At 64.4% G+C, this 14,303-nt stretch carries 15 protein-coding genes; 13 read left to right on the forward strand and 2 right to left on the reverse strand.

The window, feature by feature from the left end:
* Positions 1-20 precede the first annotated feature (20 nt).
* The 13 genes from hfq (at position 21) to C513_RS13120 (ending at position 12,019) form a co-directional block, all read left to right on the forward strand.
* On the forward strand, positions 21-284 hold the full coding sequence (hfq, locus tag C513_RS0108655) for an RNA chaperone Hfq (protein WP_026320698.1): 264 nt from the start codon (positions 21-23) through the stop codon (positions 282-284).
* A gap of 49 nt (positions 285-333) precedes the next feature.
* Positions 334-1,503: a GTPase HflX gene (gene hflX, locus C513_RS0108660; RefSeq protein ID WP_018715659.1), complete on the forward strand. Its 1,170-nt coding sequence runs from the start codon at positions 334-336 to the stop codon at positions 1,501-1,503.
* A 182-nt stretch (positions 1,504-1,685) separates the two neighbouring features.
* A complete protein-coding gene (gene hflK / locus C513_RS0108665) occupies positions 1,686-3,131 on the forward strand; it encodes an FtsH protease activity modulator HflK (protein ID WP_018715660.1) in 1,446 nt (481 codons plus the stop codon).
* 38 nt (positions 3,132-3,169) lie between these two features.
* Positions 3,170-4,069 (forward strand): protease modulator HflC, encoded by a 900-nt coding sequence (gene hflC, locus C513_RS0108670; protein WP_018715661.1) that lies wholly within the window; start codon positions 3,170-3,172, stop codon positions 4,067-4,069.
* A gap of 26 nt (positions 4,070-4,095) precedes the next feature.
* Positions 4,096-4,284, forward strand: a complete 189-nt coding sequence (locus tag C513_RS0108675; RefSeq protein WP_018715662.1) for a DUF2065 domain-containing protein — start codon at positions 4,096-4,098, stop codon at positions 4,282-4,284.
* Between the two features lie 61 nt (positions 4,285-4,345).
* Positions 4,346-5,536 (forward strand): ATP phosphoribosyltransferase regulatory subunit, encoded by a 1,191-nt coding sequence (locus C513_RS0108680; protein WP_018715663.1) that lies wholly within the window; start codon positions 4,346-4,348, stop codon positions 5,534-5,536.
* A 51-nt stretch (positions 5,537-5,587) separates the two neighbouring features.
* Positions 5,588-6,979 (forward strand): adenylosuccinate synthase, encoded by a 1,392-nt coding sequence (locus C513_RS0108685; RefSeq protein ID WP_018715664.1) that lies wholly within the window; start codon positions 5,588-5,590, stop codon positions 6,977-6,979.
* A 74-nt stretch (positions 6,980-7,053) separates the two neighbouring features.
* Positions 7,054-7,578: a phosphoribosyltransferase gene (locus C513_RS0108690; protein WP_018715665.1), complete on the forward strand. Its 525-nt coding sequence runs from the start codon at positions 7,054-7,056 to the stop codon at positions 7,576-7,578.
* Between the two features lie 21 nt (positions 7,579-7,599).
* Positions 7,600-8,157 (forward strand): DUF2062 domain-containing protein, encoded by a 558-nt coding sequence (locus C513_RS0108695; protein ID WP_018715666.1) that lies wholly within the window; start codon positions 7,600-7,602, stop codon positions 8,155-8,157.
* A 35-nt stretch (positions 8,158-8,192) separates the two neighbouring features.
* The gene (locus C513_RS0108700) at positions 8,193-9,425 is read left to right on the forward strand and encodes a PLP-dependent transferase (RefSeq protein WP_018715667.1); all 1,233 of its coding nucleotides are present in this window, start codon (positions 8,193-8,195) and stop codon (positions 9,423-9,425) included.
* A 254-nt stretch (positions 9,426-9,679) separates the two neighbouring features.
* A complete protein-coding gene (gene rplS / locus C513_RS0108705; RefSeq protein WP_018715668.1) occupies positions 9,680-10,054 on the forward strand; it encodes a 50S ribosomal protein L19 in 375 nt (124 codons plus the stop codon).
* A gap of 144 nt (positions 10,055-10,198) precedes the next feature.
* Entirely contained in the window at positions 10,199-10,957 is a 759-nt protein-coding gene (locus C513_RS0108710) for a CoA pyrophosphatase (protein WP_018715669.1), read from the forward strand.
* Between the two features lie 48 nt (positions 10,958-11,005).
* Positions 11,006-12,019, forward strand: coding sequence for a cobalamin biosynthesis protein (locus C513_RS13120; protein ID WP_018715670.1), 1,014 nt, complete (start codon positions 11,006-11,008; stop codon positions 12,017-12,019).
* Positions 12,020-12,027: 8 nt separating this feature from the next.
* Here the strand turns inward: C513_RS13120 and rsgA are convergent, their stop codons facing one another.
* On the reverse strand, positions 12,028-12,993 hold the full coding sequence (gene rsgA / locus C513_RS0108720; RefSeq protein WP_018715671.1) for a ribosome small subunit-dependent GTPase A: 966 nt from the start codon (positions 12,991-12,993) through the stop codon (positions 12,028-12,030).
* Positions 12,994-14,274 (reverse strand): M48 family metallopeptidase, encoded by a 1,281-nt coding sequence (locus tag C513_RS0108725; protein ID WP_018715672.1) that lies wholly within the window; start codon positions 14,272-14,274, stop codon positions 12,994-12,996. It lies immediately after the preceding gene.
* Positions 14,275-14,303 lie beyond the last annotated feature (29 nt).

The following is a 14,303-nucleotide window of genomic DNA, read 5'->3' on the forward strand; positions in this document are numbered from 1 at the left end:
AAACAAACACGGAGAATATCGTGAGTAATAAAGGTCAATTGCTGCAGGATCCCTTTTTGAACACCCTGCGTCGTGAGCATGTGCCGGTGTCCATCTACCTGGTCAACGGTATCAAGCTGCAGGGTCAGATCGAGTCCTTCGATCAGTACGTGGTCCTGCTGCGCAACACCGTCACCCAGATGGTGTACAAGCATGCCATTTCCACCATTGTGCCGGGCCGCGCCGTCAACTTTTCCGTGAATCCGGAATCGGGCGAAGCCACTACCGGTACAGCCAACAGCTGATCCCCCGGGCGCACCACGGTGCGCCTGTGGTCAGCCCACATTCCCCTACATGCAAGAACAATCCGAGCGCCCCCGCGCCATTCTGGTGGGCGTCGATTTCGGCTTGCCGCATTTTGATGCGGAACTGGCCGAACTGGGCCTGCTGGCCCAGACCGCCGGCCTGGAGCCGGTGGCCCGCATCACCTGCAAGCGCAAGGCCCCCGATCCGGCCCTGTTTGTCGGCAGCGGCAAGGCCGAGGAAATCGCCTTGCTGGCCGAGCAGCACGGTGCCGATGAAATCCTGTTTGATCAGGCTCTGAGCCCGGCCCAGCAGCGCAACCTGGAACGCGCCCTGCAGCGGGCGGTCAACGACCGCACCATGCTGATCCTGGAAATCTTTGCCCAGCGTGCGCGCAGCCACGAAGGCAAGTTGCAGGTCGAGCTGGCGCGCCTGCAATATCTCAGCACCCGCCTGGTACGCCGCTGGAGCCACCTGGAGCGCCAGGCTGGCGGTATCGGCATGCGTGGCGGCCCCGGTGAAACCCAGATCGAGCTGGACCGTCGCATGATTGGCGATGCCATCAAGCGCACCCGTACCCAGCTCGAAAAGGTCAAGCGCCAGCGCAGTACGCAGCGGCGCCAGCGCCAGCGCACCGGCACATTTACCGTGTCGCTGGTCGGCTATACCAACGCCGGCAAATCCACGCTGTTCAATGCCCTGGTCAAGGCACGCGCCTATGCCGCCGACCAGCTGTTTGCCACGCTCGATACCACCACGCGCCAGCTCTACCTGGCGCAGCTGGGCCGCAGCATCTCCATCTCCGATACGGTCGGTTTCATCCGCGACCTGCCGCACGGTCTGGTCGAAGCCTTCGAAGCCACGCTGCAGGAAGCCGTCGATGCCGACCTGCTGCTGCATGTGGTCGATGCCTCCAGCCCGGAGTGGGTGGAACAGATCGGCGAAGTGCAACAGGTACTCGAGGAAATCGGTGCCGACAGCATTCCGCAGCTGCTGGTGTTCAACAAGCTCGATGCCGTACCGGCCGAACGTCTGCCGGCGCAGCTGTCCGACACGTACGAGATCAACCACCAGCAGGTGCCGCGCCTCTACCTGAGCGCCAGTACCGGCGACAATCTCGATGCGTTGCGCGACTACATGGCCGAGGCGGCGCGAGCCAAGTGGGAGTCCGCGCGTGCGCCTGCCGCCGCAGACGACGAGCCAGATGTGCGATTTGATTGAATTTTCTGCTGTCCATTGACAGCCGTAACAAGTCCCTGTGCCCCGGATGGCGGCAACTTGGCTGGTATAGTCTTCCATTCGGCGCAAGCGTCCCCATCTGACACCACGGTGGCCATGCCTTCGAGGCGGCCAGACCATGATCTGCGTGTCCGGGACTGTCCCGGACCGACCCCTGAATACCCATGGATTCGATGAACGACACCTATTCCTCCCGTCCTTCTGCAGGCCAGCGCCGGCCCGCCGCCTGGCAACGCCTGGTGCAGGCCCTGCCGGCTTCCTGGCAGCGCATGTTCAACCTCAACGATCCGCGCTGGGGTCGCACGGACCAGGACAGCGAGCGTCCGGCTGGTTCGCCGGATCCGCAAAACGACGAGCGTCCGCCGCAACCGCCGCAGCGTCCCCAGCCGGACAAGCGTCCCGAAAACGGCCCGCCGGATCTGGATGAGCTCTGGCAGGACCTGAACCGCAAGCTCGGTGGCCTGTTCGGTGGCAGCAAGGGCGGCCAGCAGGGCGGTGGCGGTGCTGGTGGAGGCGGAGGCGGAGGCTTCCCCGGCTGGAACCGTGGCCCGGACGGCGGCAATACCAGGGGCACGCGCATCGGCGTCGGCCTGATTGCCGGTGTGCTGCTGGTGATGTGGTTGCTGAGCGGCTTCTTCATCGTGCAGGAAGGCCAGCAGGCCGTGGTCACGCGCTTCGGCTCCTACCGCGCCACCGTGGGCGCCGGTATCAACTGGATCCTGCCGTTCCCCATCGAGCGCCACGAAACCGTCAACGTGACCCAGATCCGCTCGGTCGACATCGGCGGCGAAAACATCATCCAGAGCACCGGCCTGCGCGAATCGGCCATGCTCACTTCCGACGAGAACATCGTCGAAATCAACTTTGCCGTGCAGTACCGCCTGAGCAATGCCCGTGACTACCTGTTCGCCAGCCGCAACCCGGACCAGGCCGTGATCCAGGCTGCCGAAACCGCGGTGCGCGAGGTGATTGGCAGCATGCGCATGGACGCCGCGCTGGCCGAGGAGCGCGAGCAGATTGCGCCGCGCGTGCGCCAGCTGATGCAGCAGATCCTGGATCGCTACCAGGTTGGTATCGATGTGGTCGGCGTGAACCTGCAGCAGGGCGGTGTACGTCCCCCGGAGCAGGTGCAGGCAGCGTTTGACGATGTGCTGAAGGCCGGCCAGGAAGCCGAGCGTGCCAAGAACGAGGCCCAGGCCTATGCCAACCGCGTGGTCCCGCTGGCTACCGGTACTGCATCGCGCCTGCGCTCCGAAGCCGAAGCCTACAAGTCCCAGGTGGTGGCACAGGCCGAGGGTGATTCCTCGCGCTTCAGCTCCATCCTGCCCGAGTACCAGAAGGCACCGCAGGCCACGCGCGACCGCATGTACAACGACACCATGCAGGAAATCTATAGCAAGGTCACCAAGATCATGGTGGACACGCGCCAGGGCAGCATGCTCTACCTGCCGCTGGACAAGATCATCCAGCAGACACAGCAGGGTGCCACGGCTCCGGCTGCTGCAGCGGCTGCCCCGGCTCCCGCGGCAGCGGCATCGACACCGGCTGCGCCGGCCGATGCACGCACCCGTGAATCCAGCACCACGGCGCGCAGCCGTACCGGTTCCTGAGCGGACCACCCGACCAGATTTGCAAGAGATCGAGTCAGATGAATAACAAATTGATAGCCCTCGTCGTTGGACTGTTCATCGCCCTGGTGGCGGCCAGTACCCTGCTGTTCGTGGTGGATCAGCGCCAGTTTGGCGTGGTCTACAACATGGGACAGATCAACCGCGTGATCAGCGAGCCCGGCCTGTACGTGAAGATGCCGCCGCCGTTCCAGAACGTGCGCTTTGTCGACAAGCGCCTGCTGACGCTGGACAGCCAGAACAACGAATCGGTGCTGACGGCCGAGAAGCAGCGCCTGGTGATCGACTGGTATGTGCGCTGGCGCATCGCCGATCCCCAGGCCTATATCCGTAACGTCGGCCTCGACGAAGCGGCCGGCAGCGTGCAACTGTCGCGCGTGGTGCGCGATGCCTTCCAGCAGGAAGTCAACAAGTACACCGTGAAGCAGATCCTTTCCAGCAAGCGCGACGAGCTGATGGACAACGTGAAGGAGCAGGTCGTGGGCACCGTCACGCGCGGCACCAAGGCCTGGGGCATCGAGATCGTGGACGTGCGCATCACCCGTGCCGACTATGCCGAGGCCATCACCGAATCGGTTTATCGCCGCATGCAGGCCGAGCGCGAGCGCGTGGCCAACGAGCTGCGCTCCACCGGTAACGCCGAAGGCGAAAAAATCCGCGCCGAAGCTGATCGCCAGCGTGACGTGACGATTGCCGAAGCCTACCGTGATGCCCAGCGCGTCAAGGGTGAGGGCGATGCCCAGGCCACCCGCATTTATGGTGAATCCTTCGGCAAGAGCCCGCAGTTCGCCAATTTCTACCGTGGCCTGGAAGCCTACCGCAAGAGCTTTGATGCCAAGGGCGACCTGATCGTGGTGGATCCGCAGAACAGCAAGTTCTTCGGTACCTACCGTCAGGGTGGTGCCGGCGGCAATGACTGAGCGCACGCAGCGCTGCGCCAGCTGCCATGGATGATGTCCTGTGGCTGGCGCTGGCCTTCATGCTGATGTTTGAAGGCCTGTTCCCCTTGCTGCTGCCACGCAACTGGCGCGAGACCTTCCAGCGCCTGGTGCAACTGTCCGATCAGCAGATCCGCCTGTTCGGCTTCGCCAGCGTCGCCGCCGGGCTGCTGCTGTACTGGCTGATCACGGGCTGAGGCAAACACAGCCCGGAACAAACCGGGTAGAATCCCCTTTTTAACAGCCCCCATTTTTCCCATGTCAGCCTGGGTACTTCCCGACTATATTTCCGATGTGCTGCCCGCCGAGGCACGCCTGATCGAAGCGCATCGCCGCGCCTTGCTCGACACCGCGGGCAGCTACGGCTATGAACTGGTCATGCCGCCGCTGGTCGAACACATCGAGTCCCTGCTGACAGGCACCGGCAAGGCGCTGCACATGCAGACCTTCAAGATGGTGGATCTGCTTTCCGGTCGCACCATCGGTGTGCGCTCCGATGCCACGCAGCAGGTCGCCCGCATTGATGCCCATCTGCTCAACCGTCCCGGTGTTACGCGCCTGTGTTATTGCGGCCCGGTGCTGCACACCCGGCCGTCCCAGCCCGGTGCCAGCCGCGAACCGCTGCAGTTCGGTGCCGAAATGTACGGCTACGAAGGCATCGGTGCCGAACTCGAAAGCCTGGCGCTGGCGCTCGACACACTGGCGGCCGTCGATGTGCCGATGGCACAGGGCCTGGTGGTGGACCTGGCCGAGGCCAGCATCGTGCCGGCTCTGCTGGAGCAGGCCGCTGGTGCGGTAATAGATGCGAACAGCATCCAGGACGCCCTGATCACCAAGAACGCCGAGGCGCTGCGCGAAGCCGCTGCAACGCTGCCCGAGGCGGTGCAGCAGCAGTTGCTGGCGCTGCTGGGCCTGTATGGTGGCGTGGATGCCGTGCTGGAGCGCGCGCGCGGCGTGCTGCCCCCGCTGCCGGCCATCACGTCCGCGCTCAACGATATCGACTGGCTCGCCCGGCAACTGCGCCGCACCCATCCGCAGGCCGAAGTGCTGCTGGATCTGGCCGATTTGCGTGGCTATTCCTATTACAGCGGCATCCGCTTTGCCATCTATCTGCCGGGTTGCCCCGATGCCCTGGTGCGCGGTGGCCGCTACAACGAGGTCGGTGCGGTCTATGGCCGCAATCGTCCGGCCGTGGGCTTCAGCATGGACGTGCGTGCCGTCAGCGCACTCACGCCTGCCGCGACCCAGCCGCAGGCCATTCTGGCGCACTGGCGCGAGGACCTGGACTGGCGCCAGGCAGTGCGCACACTGCGCGCCCGGGGCCGTACCGTGGTGGTGCGCTTTCCGGGCCAGTCGCCTGACGAAGGCCAGGAAGGCATGCACTGCCAGACCGAGCTGGTACAACAGCAGGGCCAGTGGGTGGAACAGCCCCTGACTGCACAAGCCTGATGCCGCGGGCGTGATTGTCGGCAACCCCATTTTTTGAACGAGGAAACTGCAATGAGCAACAACCTGGATGTCCAGATCGCCAAGGGGCGCAACGTCGTGGTGGTCGGAACCCAGTGGGGCGATGAGGGCAAGGGCAAGCTGGTCGACTGGCTGACCGAGAGCGCCCAGGCCGTGGCACGCTTCCAGGGCGGCCACAATGCCGGTCACACGCTGGTGATCAATGGCGTCAAGACTGCGCTGCACCTGATCCCCAGCGGCATCATGCGTCCGGGTGTCAAGTGCTATATCGGCAATGGTGTGGTGGTGTCTGCTGCCAAGCTGCTGGAAGAAATCGCCGGTCTGGAGCAGGCCGGTGTCGAGGTGCGTTCGCGCCTGCGCATCAGCGAGGCCTGCCCGCTGATCCTGCCGTTCCATGCTGCGCTGGATATCGCCCGTGAAGCCTACAAGGTCAAGGCCGGCAACGAGAAGATCGGCACCACCGGCCGCGGCATCGGCCCGGCCTACGAAGACAAGATCGCGCGTCGTGCGCTGCGCGTGCAGGATCTGAAGCACCCCGAACGCTTCGCCGCCAAGCTGCGCGAACTGATCGAGCTGTACAACTTCCTGCTGACTGAGCGCTACGATGCCGCCAACATCGATTTTGGTGCTGCTCTGCAGCCCCAGCTGGACCAGGGCCGACTCCAGTACGAGCTGGTGCTGGAAGAAGCCATGCGCCATGCCGAACAGCTGCGCCCGATGATTGCCGATACCTCGCGCGAGCTGAATGATCTGCACAAGGCCGGTGGCAACATCCTGTTCGAGGGCGCCCAGGGCACGCTGCTGGATATCGACCACGGCACCTATCCCTTTGTCACCTCCAGCAACTGTGTGGCTGGCAACGCCGCTGCCGGTGCCGGTGTCGGCCCGGGCCTGCTGCACTACGTGCTGGGCATCACCAAGGCCTATTGCACCCGCGTGGGTGGTGGCCCGTTCCCCACCGAGCTGGATTGGGAAACCGAAGGCACGCCGGGCTACCACATGAGCGTGGTCGGTGCCGAGCGTGGCGTGACCACTGGTCGCAGCCGCCGTTGCGGCTGGTTCGATGCCGCACTGCTGAAGCGCAGCGCCCAGGTCAACGGCCTGAGCGGTCTGTGCATCACCAAGCTGGACGTGCTGGACGGCCTGACCGAGTTGCAGCTGTGCGTCGGCTACGAGCTGGACGGTGAGCGCATCGACATCCTGCCGCTGGGTGCAGACGACATCGCCCAGTGCAAGCCGATCTACGAAACGCTGCCGGGCTGGACCGATTCCACCGTGGGCGTGACCGAGTACGACAAACTGCCGGCCGAAGCGCGCCAGTACCTGAAACGTATCGAGGAAACCACGGGTGTGCCGGTGCACGTGATCTCCACCAGCCCGGATCGTGACCACACCATCATGATGCACCATCCCTTTGCAGCCTGAGGGCTGATCGGGGACAATGCAGGGCTGGCGCAGTCGGCTTCACGACAGCTCCTTGACCGCAAGGGGAGGCGGACATGTTGACTGAAAACGGCAGGCACCTGTATGTGCATCATGAGGAGTACCACCGGCTGCTGGAGCGCCTGGCGCTGCAGATCCATGCCTCCGGCTGGCAGTTCGGTACCATCATCTGTCTGGCGCGCGGCGGGCTGCGCCCGGGTGATATCCTGAGCCGCCTGTTCCGTGTGCCATTGGCGATTCTGGCGGTCAGTTCCTACCGCGACGATGACGGCACCACGCAAGGCGAGCTGCACATGTCGACCGCCATCAGTACCACCTTGCCGGCGCTGATCGGTCCGGTACTGCTGGTGGATGACCTGACTGACAGCGGCCAGACACTGCATGCCGTGACCGACATGCTGCGCGAACGGCATCCGGCCATTACCGAGCTGCGCACGGCAGTGATCTGGACCAAGGGGGTTTCCAGCTGGCGACCCGATTACGCCGCAGAACATCTGCCTACCAGTCCGTGGATTCACCAGCCGTTCGAGCAGTACGACAAGCTGAGCCTGCAGGATCTGCAGCACAGAAACGCCAAGTAAAGGATTGGCACACCCGCCCTCATGAGCCCCGCCCCCTGGTACCAACGCTGGATCCCGACGGAAGAAAAGCTGCGCCAAAGTCGCTGGCTGGCCTGGCTGGCCCCGTGGCTCGGGCGGCCGTCGCTCTGGATCTGGTCGCGCCATGGCGTGGCGCTGGGGGTGGCGCTCGGCGTTTTCTTCGGCATGCTGGTACCGATTGCCCAGATTCCGGCATCGGCCATCGCCGCCGTGGTGCTGCGTGCCAATCTGCCGGCTGCCGCGGCCAGTACCTTTGTCAGCAATCCGATCACGTTTGCGCCGGTCTACTACCTGGCCTATCAGCTGGGCAATGTGGTGCTGGGCAATGAACCCGAAGAGCGCGCGCCGGCACAGGCCAATGCCGACAAGCTGCAGAAGCAGCTGACGGAAGAGAAGCAGCTCGGTTTCTGGCAGCGCCTGAAGCTGATGGGCAAGCCGCTGATGGTCGGCCTGTCCATCATGGCTACCGCCTTCGGCCTGTTCAGCTATGTGCTGATCAGCCTGATCTGGTTTGCCAGCCGCTGGTGGCGCGAATACAAGGCAGGCAAGGGCAGGGCCTGATGGGATCCGGCCATGCGGGCGGTTATCATCTTCCCATGAGCCAGCACACCCCCACCCGCATCATCCACGATCCCTATCAGCCCCCGACAGATTTCGAGGCGCCCCAGCCGCCGGTCTGCAAGGCTTCCACCGTGTTCTTCCCGAATGTCGCCGCCATGCGCGAGCGCACCTGGCTGGACAAGAGCGCCTACACCTACGGCCTGCACGGCACACCCACCAGCTACACGCTGGAGCAGCGCCTGTGCAGCATCGAGGGCGGCCTGCACGCGGTGCTGGTGCCCAGCGGTCTGGCCGCGATTGCCTGTGTCAATCTGGCGCTGCTGCATGCCGGTGACGAGGTGCTGATTCCCGATAACGCCTATGGCCCGAGCAAGACGCTGGCCGAAGGCGAGCTGGAGCACTGGGGCATCAGCCATCGCTATTACGATCCGATGGACGTGAATGACCTGGCTGACAAGATCGGGCCGAACACGCGTCTGGTCTGGCTGGAAGCAGCCGGCTCCGTCACACTGGAGTTTCCCGATCTGCTGGCACAGGCGCGCCTGTGCCGCGATCTGGGGGTGCTGACGGCGCTTGACAACACCTGGGGGGCCGGCCTGGCCTTCCAGCCGTTTGACCTGCTGCGCTGTGGCGATCCCGACAGTGACGAGGCGGTGGGCGTGGACATCAGCGCGCACGCCCTGACCAAGTACCCGAGTGGCGGTGCCGATGTGCTGATGGGCAGCGTCATCACGCGCAACCCGGCACTGCATCGCCGCATTTTGCTCAGCCACATGCGCCTGGGTCTGGGCGTGGGCATGAACGATGTCGAGCTGGTGCTGCGCAGCCTGCCCAGCATGGACCTGCGCTACCATGCTGCCGATCGCAGCGCGCGCCATCTGGCGCAATGGCTGCAGCAGCAGCCGCAACTGGCGCAGGTGCTGCACCCGAGTCTGCCCGAATCGCCCGGTCATGCCAGCTGGAAGGAGGTCTGCAGCTCGCCCGAACAGCCACACGGCGCTGGTGCCGGGATTGTCAGCGTGATCTTCGAGGAGCATTACACGCAGGACGAGATCGATGCCTTCTGCGACAGCCTGCAACTGTTCCGCATCGGTTACAGCTGGGGTGGGCCGGTCAGCCTGGTCATGCCCTATGACCTGACCGAGATGCGCACGGTCTGGCCCGAACACCTGGCACGTGGCACACTGGTGCGTTTCTGCATTGGCCTGGAAGATCCGCGCGATCTGGAGGCCGATATCGCCCAGGCGCTACTGGCATTGCCAACCTGAATCCAGCCGCAGGGGCAGGGCGTACCGGTCAGGCCACAGCAGGCAACAAAATGCGCGTAAGCCGTGGTCAGTGCTTGATATTCAATTGGTCTGCGGGCTATAATTCCATCTTTCGATCCTCTGTTAGCCGCCTCGCTGGGCGACGCCGTGCCTCCAGACACCCGCCAGCAGCAGCCGGATACCGTAGTTGGTGCCTGTGTGAAGAGGCCATTTGTGCAGCTTGAATACGATCGGAGAGTGTGAGGAATTCAGCAATGAACCTGATCCAGACCCTGGAAAAAGAAGAGATCGAGCGTCTCGGCAAGACCATCCCCGCTTTCGGCCCTGGCGACACCGTGATCGTCAGCGTGAACGTGGTGGAAGGCACGCGCAAGCGTGTGCAGGCCTATGAAGGTGTCGTGATTGCCAAGCGCAACCGCGGCCTGAACAGCGCCTTCACCGTGCGCAAGATCTCCAGCGGCGAAGGCGTGGAGCGTACGTTCCAGACCTACAGCCCGCTGATTGCCGGTATCGAAGTCAAGCGCCGTGGTGACGTGCGTCGTGCCAAGCTGTACTACCTGCGTGAGCGCAGCGGCAAGTCGGCACGCATCAAGGAAAAGCTGCCGTCTCGCGTCAAGGTTGCCAGCTAAGCTGCTGCCGCGATGCCAGCCTGCCTGCGGGCAGGCCGAGCCGCTCCCGCCCCTGTGGGCCGGAGCGGTTTTTTCTTGTCCGCTTGTCAGCCCCTGTCAGGCAACGTATGCTTGCACATGCCGTGACAGGCACCGGATACTCCCATGCGCAAGACCGATTCCCGCCCCTCCACGCCGAACCCGCAGCAGCCTGCCGACCAGCAGGTGAATGCGCTGGACCCGCGCCAGATCCCGGTCTGGCACGAGGCCACCAGTCAGGTGCAGCAACAGCATGTGCTGGGCCAGGATCGCCTGTCGCTGTCGGCGGTGCGCCAGCGCTTTGCCAATCCGCTGCCATGGCAGCCGGAACAGCGCCGCGAGTTGCTGCCCTGGCAGCAGCCCCCGCGTGACGCCGCCGTGCTGCTCGGCCTGCAACCGTTGCAGCAAGCGCCGGACCAGCTGCGCGTGCTGCTGACGCAGCGTACCGAACATCTCAAGTCACACGCCGGACAGATCGCCTTTCCGGGTGGCAAGATCGATCCCGATGATGCCGATGCCGTGGCGGCTGCCTTGCGCGAGGCCGAGGAAGAGGTCGGCCTGCCGGTAGAAGGGGTGCAGGTGCTGGGCAAACTGCCGAGCTACATGACGGGTACCGGCTACCGTGTGACGCCGGTGGTCGGCATCCTGTCGCCGGATGTGAACCTGTTGCCGAACCCGAACGAGGTGGCCGAGGTGTTTACCGTGCCCTTGCCGTTCCTGATGGACCCGCGTCACCACCGCAAGCACCAATGGCAACCGGCGCCGGATCATCGCCGGGAATGGTTTTCCATGCCGTATCAGGAGGCTGATACCGGCATCGAGCGCTATATCTGGGGGGTAACGGCCGGCATTCTGCGTGATTTCTACCGTTTTCTGGCTGCCTGAGCGCAGCGGAGGCGGAACCATGCCTGCCTCGTTTTCTGAGACTGCCACATGTCCCTGATTTCCCTTCTGCTTGTCCTGCTGATCGAACAGTTCCAGCCACAGCCACAGCCACAGCCGCAGCCCCTGCGCCAGTCGCTGCTGCGGCGTTATCTTCCCCTGGTGGATCGCGTGGTGGCACATCTGCAGCCGGTCGGACAGCGCCAGGGCTGGCTGGCCTGGGCGATTGCCGTATTGCTGCCGGCTGCGCTGTCGGCGCTGCTGTATCACCTGCTTGATGCTGCGGGCTGGCTGCTGTCGCTGGCCTGGCTGGTGGCCGTGCTGCATGTCTGCCTGACCTACCGCTCGTTCAGCCAGCCGCTGGCACGCATCCGCGATGCGCTTGATACTGGGCAGGAGCAGCAGGCACGCCAGCTGCTGGCCGAATGGAAGCAGATCGATATCGGCAGCCTGCCGCGCCAGGACCTGTTGCGGCAGGCTTTGGAGCAGGGGACGCAGGATGCGCATCACCAGCTGCTGGGTGTGCTGTCCGCCTTCCTGATCGGCATGCTGCTGGGCCTGGGGCCGGCCGGAGCCGTGCTGTTCCGTGCTGCCGATGTCGTGGTGACGCACTGGCGGCAGCTGCCGGATCAGGATGATGCAGTGCAGCGCAGCTTGCTGGTTGATGTCGCGCGTCAAGCCTGGAACCGGATCAACTGGCTGCCGGCGCGGCTGACAGCGGCCAGCTTTGCCGTGGCTGGCAATTTCGAGCAGGCGCTGGACAACTGGCGTTTCCAGACCCAGGCTGCACCGGCCAGCCTGTCCGATACCGATACCGATGCCGATGTCCTGGTACAGGCTACGGCCATGGGCGCGATCGATCTGTCCTGGCCGTTGCCTGCTGCAACGGGTACGCCGCACCTGCCAGCTCCTCTGGAACCGCCTGGCACTGCCATGCCGTCCGTCCGTGTGGTGGAGCAGCCTGGCCTGTGTTCGCTGCAGACGCTGTCCGGCCTGATCCGCCGTGCACTCTGGATCTGGTGTCTGCTGCTGGCGTTGATCACGCTGACGCGCTGGGTCAGCTGAGCAGGATCTCAGTAGCGCACCTGCGACAGTTCCTCGAACAGCTCGGCGTACAGCTTGTGGCGTAGCGGGTGGATGCCGCCAGTGCTGACAGGCTGGTCCACCGCCGCCAGCACGCCGCAACCTGGTTCGTGCAGATGGGTGCAGTTGTAGAACTTGCACTGCGGCACATGCTGGCGCAGGTCCGGCATCCAGGAGGCCAGATCGGCTGGGGCAATATGGCGCAGGCCGAATTCCTGGAAGCCCGGTGAGTCGATCACGGCCGTGCCGCTGGCGCGATCCAGCCAGTACCAGCGCGTGTTGGTGGTGGTGTGGCGGCCGGAGTTGAGGGCCTGCGAAATTTCGCCGACCTGGGCGTTGGCATCGGGCAGCAACCAGTTGATCAGCGTGCTCTTGCCGGTGCCGGATGGGCCGAGTACCAGCGTCCTGCTGCCCTGCAGCCACTGCTGCAGCTGTGCCAAAGCCGGATCGTCGGCAGCGTGTTCCGTCAGCGATACGGCCAGCGTGTCGTACTGCATGGCGCGGTAAGGTTCCAGCCGCTCCCAGCCGCGGGCATGCGCTTCGGTCAGGTCGGCCTTGTTCAGCACGATGCGCGGGCGGATGCCGGCGGCATCGGCGGCGATCAGTGCGCGTGCCAGCAGCTTGTGCGAAAACTCCGGCTCGGCGGCAATCCAGATCAGCACCTGGTCGATATTGGCAGCAAAGGCCTTGGTGCGCATCTCGTCCTGGCGGTAGAACAGGTTGCGGCGCGGCTGGACCTGTTCGATGCTGCCTTCTTCGCCCTGACCGGGTGGCGGGGCGCTCCAGCGCACCTGGTCGCCCACGACAACGGTGTTCTTCTTGCCGCGCGGATGGCAGATGCGGCGGCTGCCGTCATCGCTTTCCACCACGCAATGGCGGCCATGGGCCGATACCACCAGCCCGTCCAGCAGGTCGGGGGTTGTGGCGGCGGGGGCAGGGCGGCGGGACTTTGCCATTCAGGCCATGCCCATGCGCGCCAGCCGGCTGCTGGCGGGCGGATGCGAATAGTAGAACTTGACGTAGACCGGATCCGGCGTGAGCGTCGAGGCATTGTCTTCGTACAGCTTGAGCAGGGCGGTGGCCAGGGGTTTGGCAGCGGTCTGCTGCACGGCGTAGGCATCGGCCTGGTATTCATCGCGGCGTGACAGCGAAGCCAGCAGCGGCGACAGGAAGAACACGAACTGCGGCACCACCAGCAGGAACAGGATCAGCGCCAGCGCCGCGTTGGGCGACATCAGGTTGGGCATCACGCCCAGACCGGTGTAGAACCAGACCTGGTTGTAAAGCCAGCCCAGCAGGGCAAAACCGGCCAGGCTCAGGCCGAACATCAGCACCATGCGCTTGATGATGTGGCGGTGATGGAAGTGGCCCAGCTCGTGCGCCAGCACGGCTTCCACCTCGTCGGTATCCAGCTTGGACAGCAGGGTGTCGAAGAACACGACGCGCTTGGAGCTGCCCAGGCCGGTGAAATAGGCATTGGCATGGGCGCTGCGGCGGCTGCCATCCATCACGAACAGGCCCTTGGCCCGAAATCCGCAACGCTGCATCAGCGCCTGCACGCGTTCAGTCAGCTGGCTGTCCTGCAGCGGCTGGAACTTGTTGAACAACGGCGCGATCACGCTTGGGTAGAGCACCATCATCAGCAGGGCAAACGCCACCCAGACGCCCCAGGCCCAGAGCCACCACAGGCTGCCGGCGCGCTCCATCAGCCACAGGTAAAGTGCGGCCAGCGGCAGGCCGATGACGGCAGTCATCAGCGTGCTTTTGAACACATCGGCCCACCACAGGCCCTGTGTGCTCTTGTTGAAACCGAAGCGCTCTTCCAGGCGGAAGGTGGCGTACCAGCTCACCGGCAGTTCCAGCGCCCCGTTGATCAGGAAGAAGGCGGCGATCAGCGCCAACTGCTGCCAGAAGGGATGTTCGATCAGGTGGTGGATCTGGTAGTTGAGCGCAGCCAGGCCACCCAGCAGCGTCCAGCCGATCACGATGGCGGCGCTGTAGGTACCTTGCCACAGGTCCATCTGGTTGCGTGCCATGGTGTAGGCCGCGGCTTTCTCGTGCGCCTGCTGGCTGATGTAGGGGGCAAAGGCTGTCGGTACCTGATGCCGGTTCCAGGCCACATGCCGGATCTGGCGTGAAGCCAGCCAGTAGCGCAGCAGCAGGCTGCCGACCAGGGCCAGCACAAACAGCGTGGTGAACAGATTCAGGTAGGTAATATCAAAGGGGAGTGCATCCATGCAGCGTAAGTGTACCTGTCTGCGGGGGT

Source organism: Allobrachymonas chironomi DSM 19884, from assembly GCF_000374625.1.
GTDB classification, from domain to species: Bacteria; Pseudomonadota; Gammaproteobacteria; order Burkholderiales; family Burkholderiaceae_C; genus Brachymonas; species Brachymonas chironomi.

Excerpts from the sequence above, each read along its gene's own strand:
- hflX (WP_018715659.1), top strand. The coding sequence starts at position 334 with ATGCAAGAACAATCCGAGCGCCCCCGCGCCATTCTGGTGGGCGTCGAT.
- hflK (WP_018715660.1), top strand. The coding sequence starts at position 1,686 with ATGGATTCGATGAACGACACCTATTCCTCCCGTCCTTCTGCAGGCCAG.
- hflC (WP_018715661.1), top strand. The coding sequence starts at position 3,170 with ATGAATAACAAATTGATAGCCCTCGTCGTTGGACTGTTCATCGCCCTG.
- C513_RS0108675 (WP_018715662.1), top strand. The coding sequence starts at position 4,096 with ATGGATGATGTCCTGTGGCTGGCGCTGGCCTTCATGCTGATGTTTGAA.
- C513_RS0108680 (WP_018715663.1), top strand. The coding sequence starts at position 4,346 with ATGTCAGCCTGGGTACTTCCCGACTATATTTCCGATGTGCTGCCCGCC.
- C513_RS0108685 (WP_018715664.1), top strand. The coding sequence starts at position 5,588 with ATGAGCAACAACCTGGATGTCCAGATCGCCAAGGGGCGCAACGTCGTG.
- C513_RS0108690 (WP_018715665.1), top strand. The coding sequence starts at position 7,054 with ATGTTGACTGAAAACGGCAGGCACCTGTATGTGCATCATGAGGAGTAC.
- C513_RS0108695 (WP_018715666.1), top strand. The coding sequence starts at position 7,600 with ATGAGCCCCGCCCCCTGGTACCAACGCTGGATCCCGACGGAAGAAAAG.
- C513_RS0108700 (WP_018715667.1), top strand. The coding sequence starts at position 8,193 with ATGAGCCAGCACACCCCCACCCGCATCATCCACGATCCCTATCAGCCC.
- rplS (WP_018715668.1), top strand. The coding sequence starts at position 9,680 with ATGAACCTGATCCAGACCCTGGAAAAAGAAGAGATCGAGCGTCTCGGC.
- C513_RS0108710 (WP_018715669.1), top strand. The coding sequence starts at position 10,199 with ATGCGCAAGACCGATTCCCGCCCCTCCACGCCGAACCCGCAGCAGCCT.
- C513_RS13120 (WP_018715670.1), top strand. The coding sequence starts at position 11,006 with ATGTCCCTGATTTCCCTTCTGCTTGTCCTGCTGATCGAACAGTTCCAG.
- rsgA (WP_018715671.1), bottom strand. The coding sequence starts at position 12,993 with ATGGCAAAGTCCCGCCGCCCTGCCCCCGCCGCCACAACCCCCGACCTG.
- C513_RS0108725 (WP_018715672.1), bottom strand. The coding sequence starts at position 14,274 with ATGGATGCACTCCCCTTTGATATTACCTACCTGAATCTGTTCACCACG.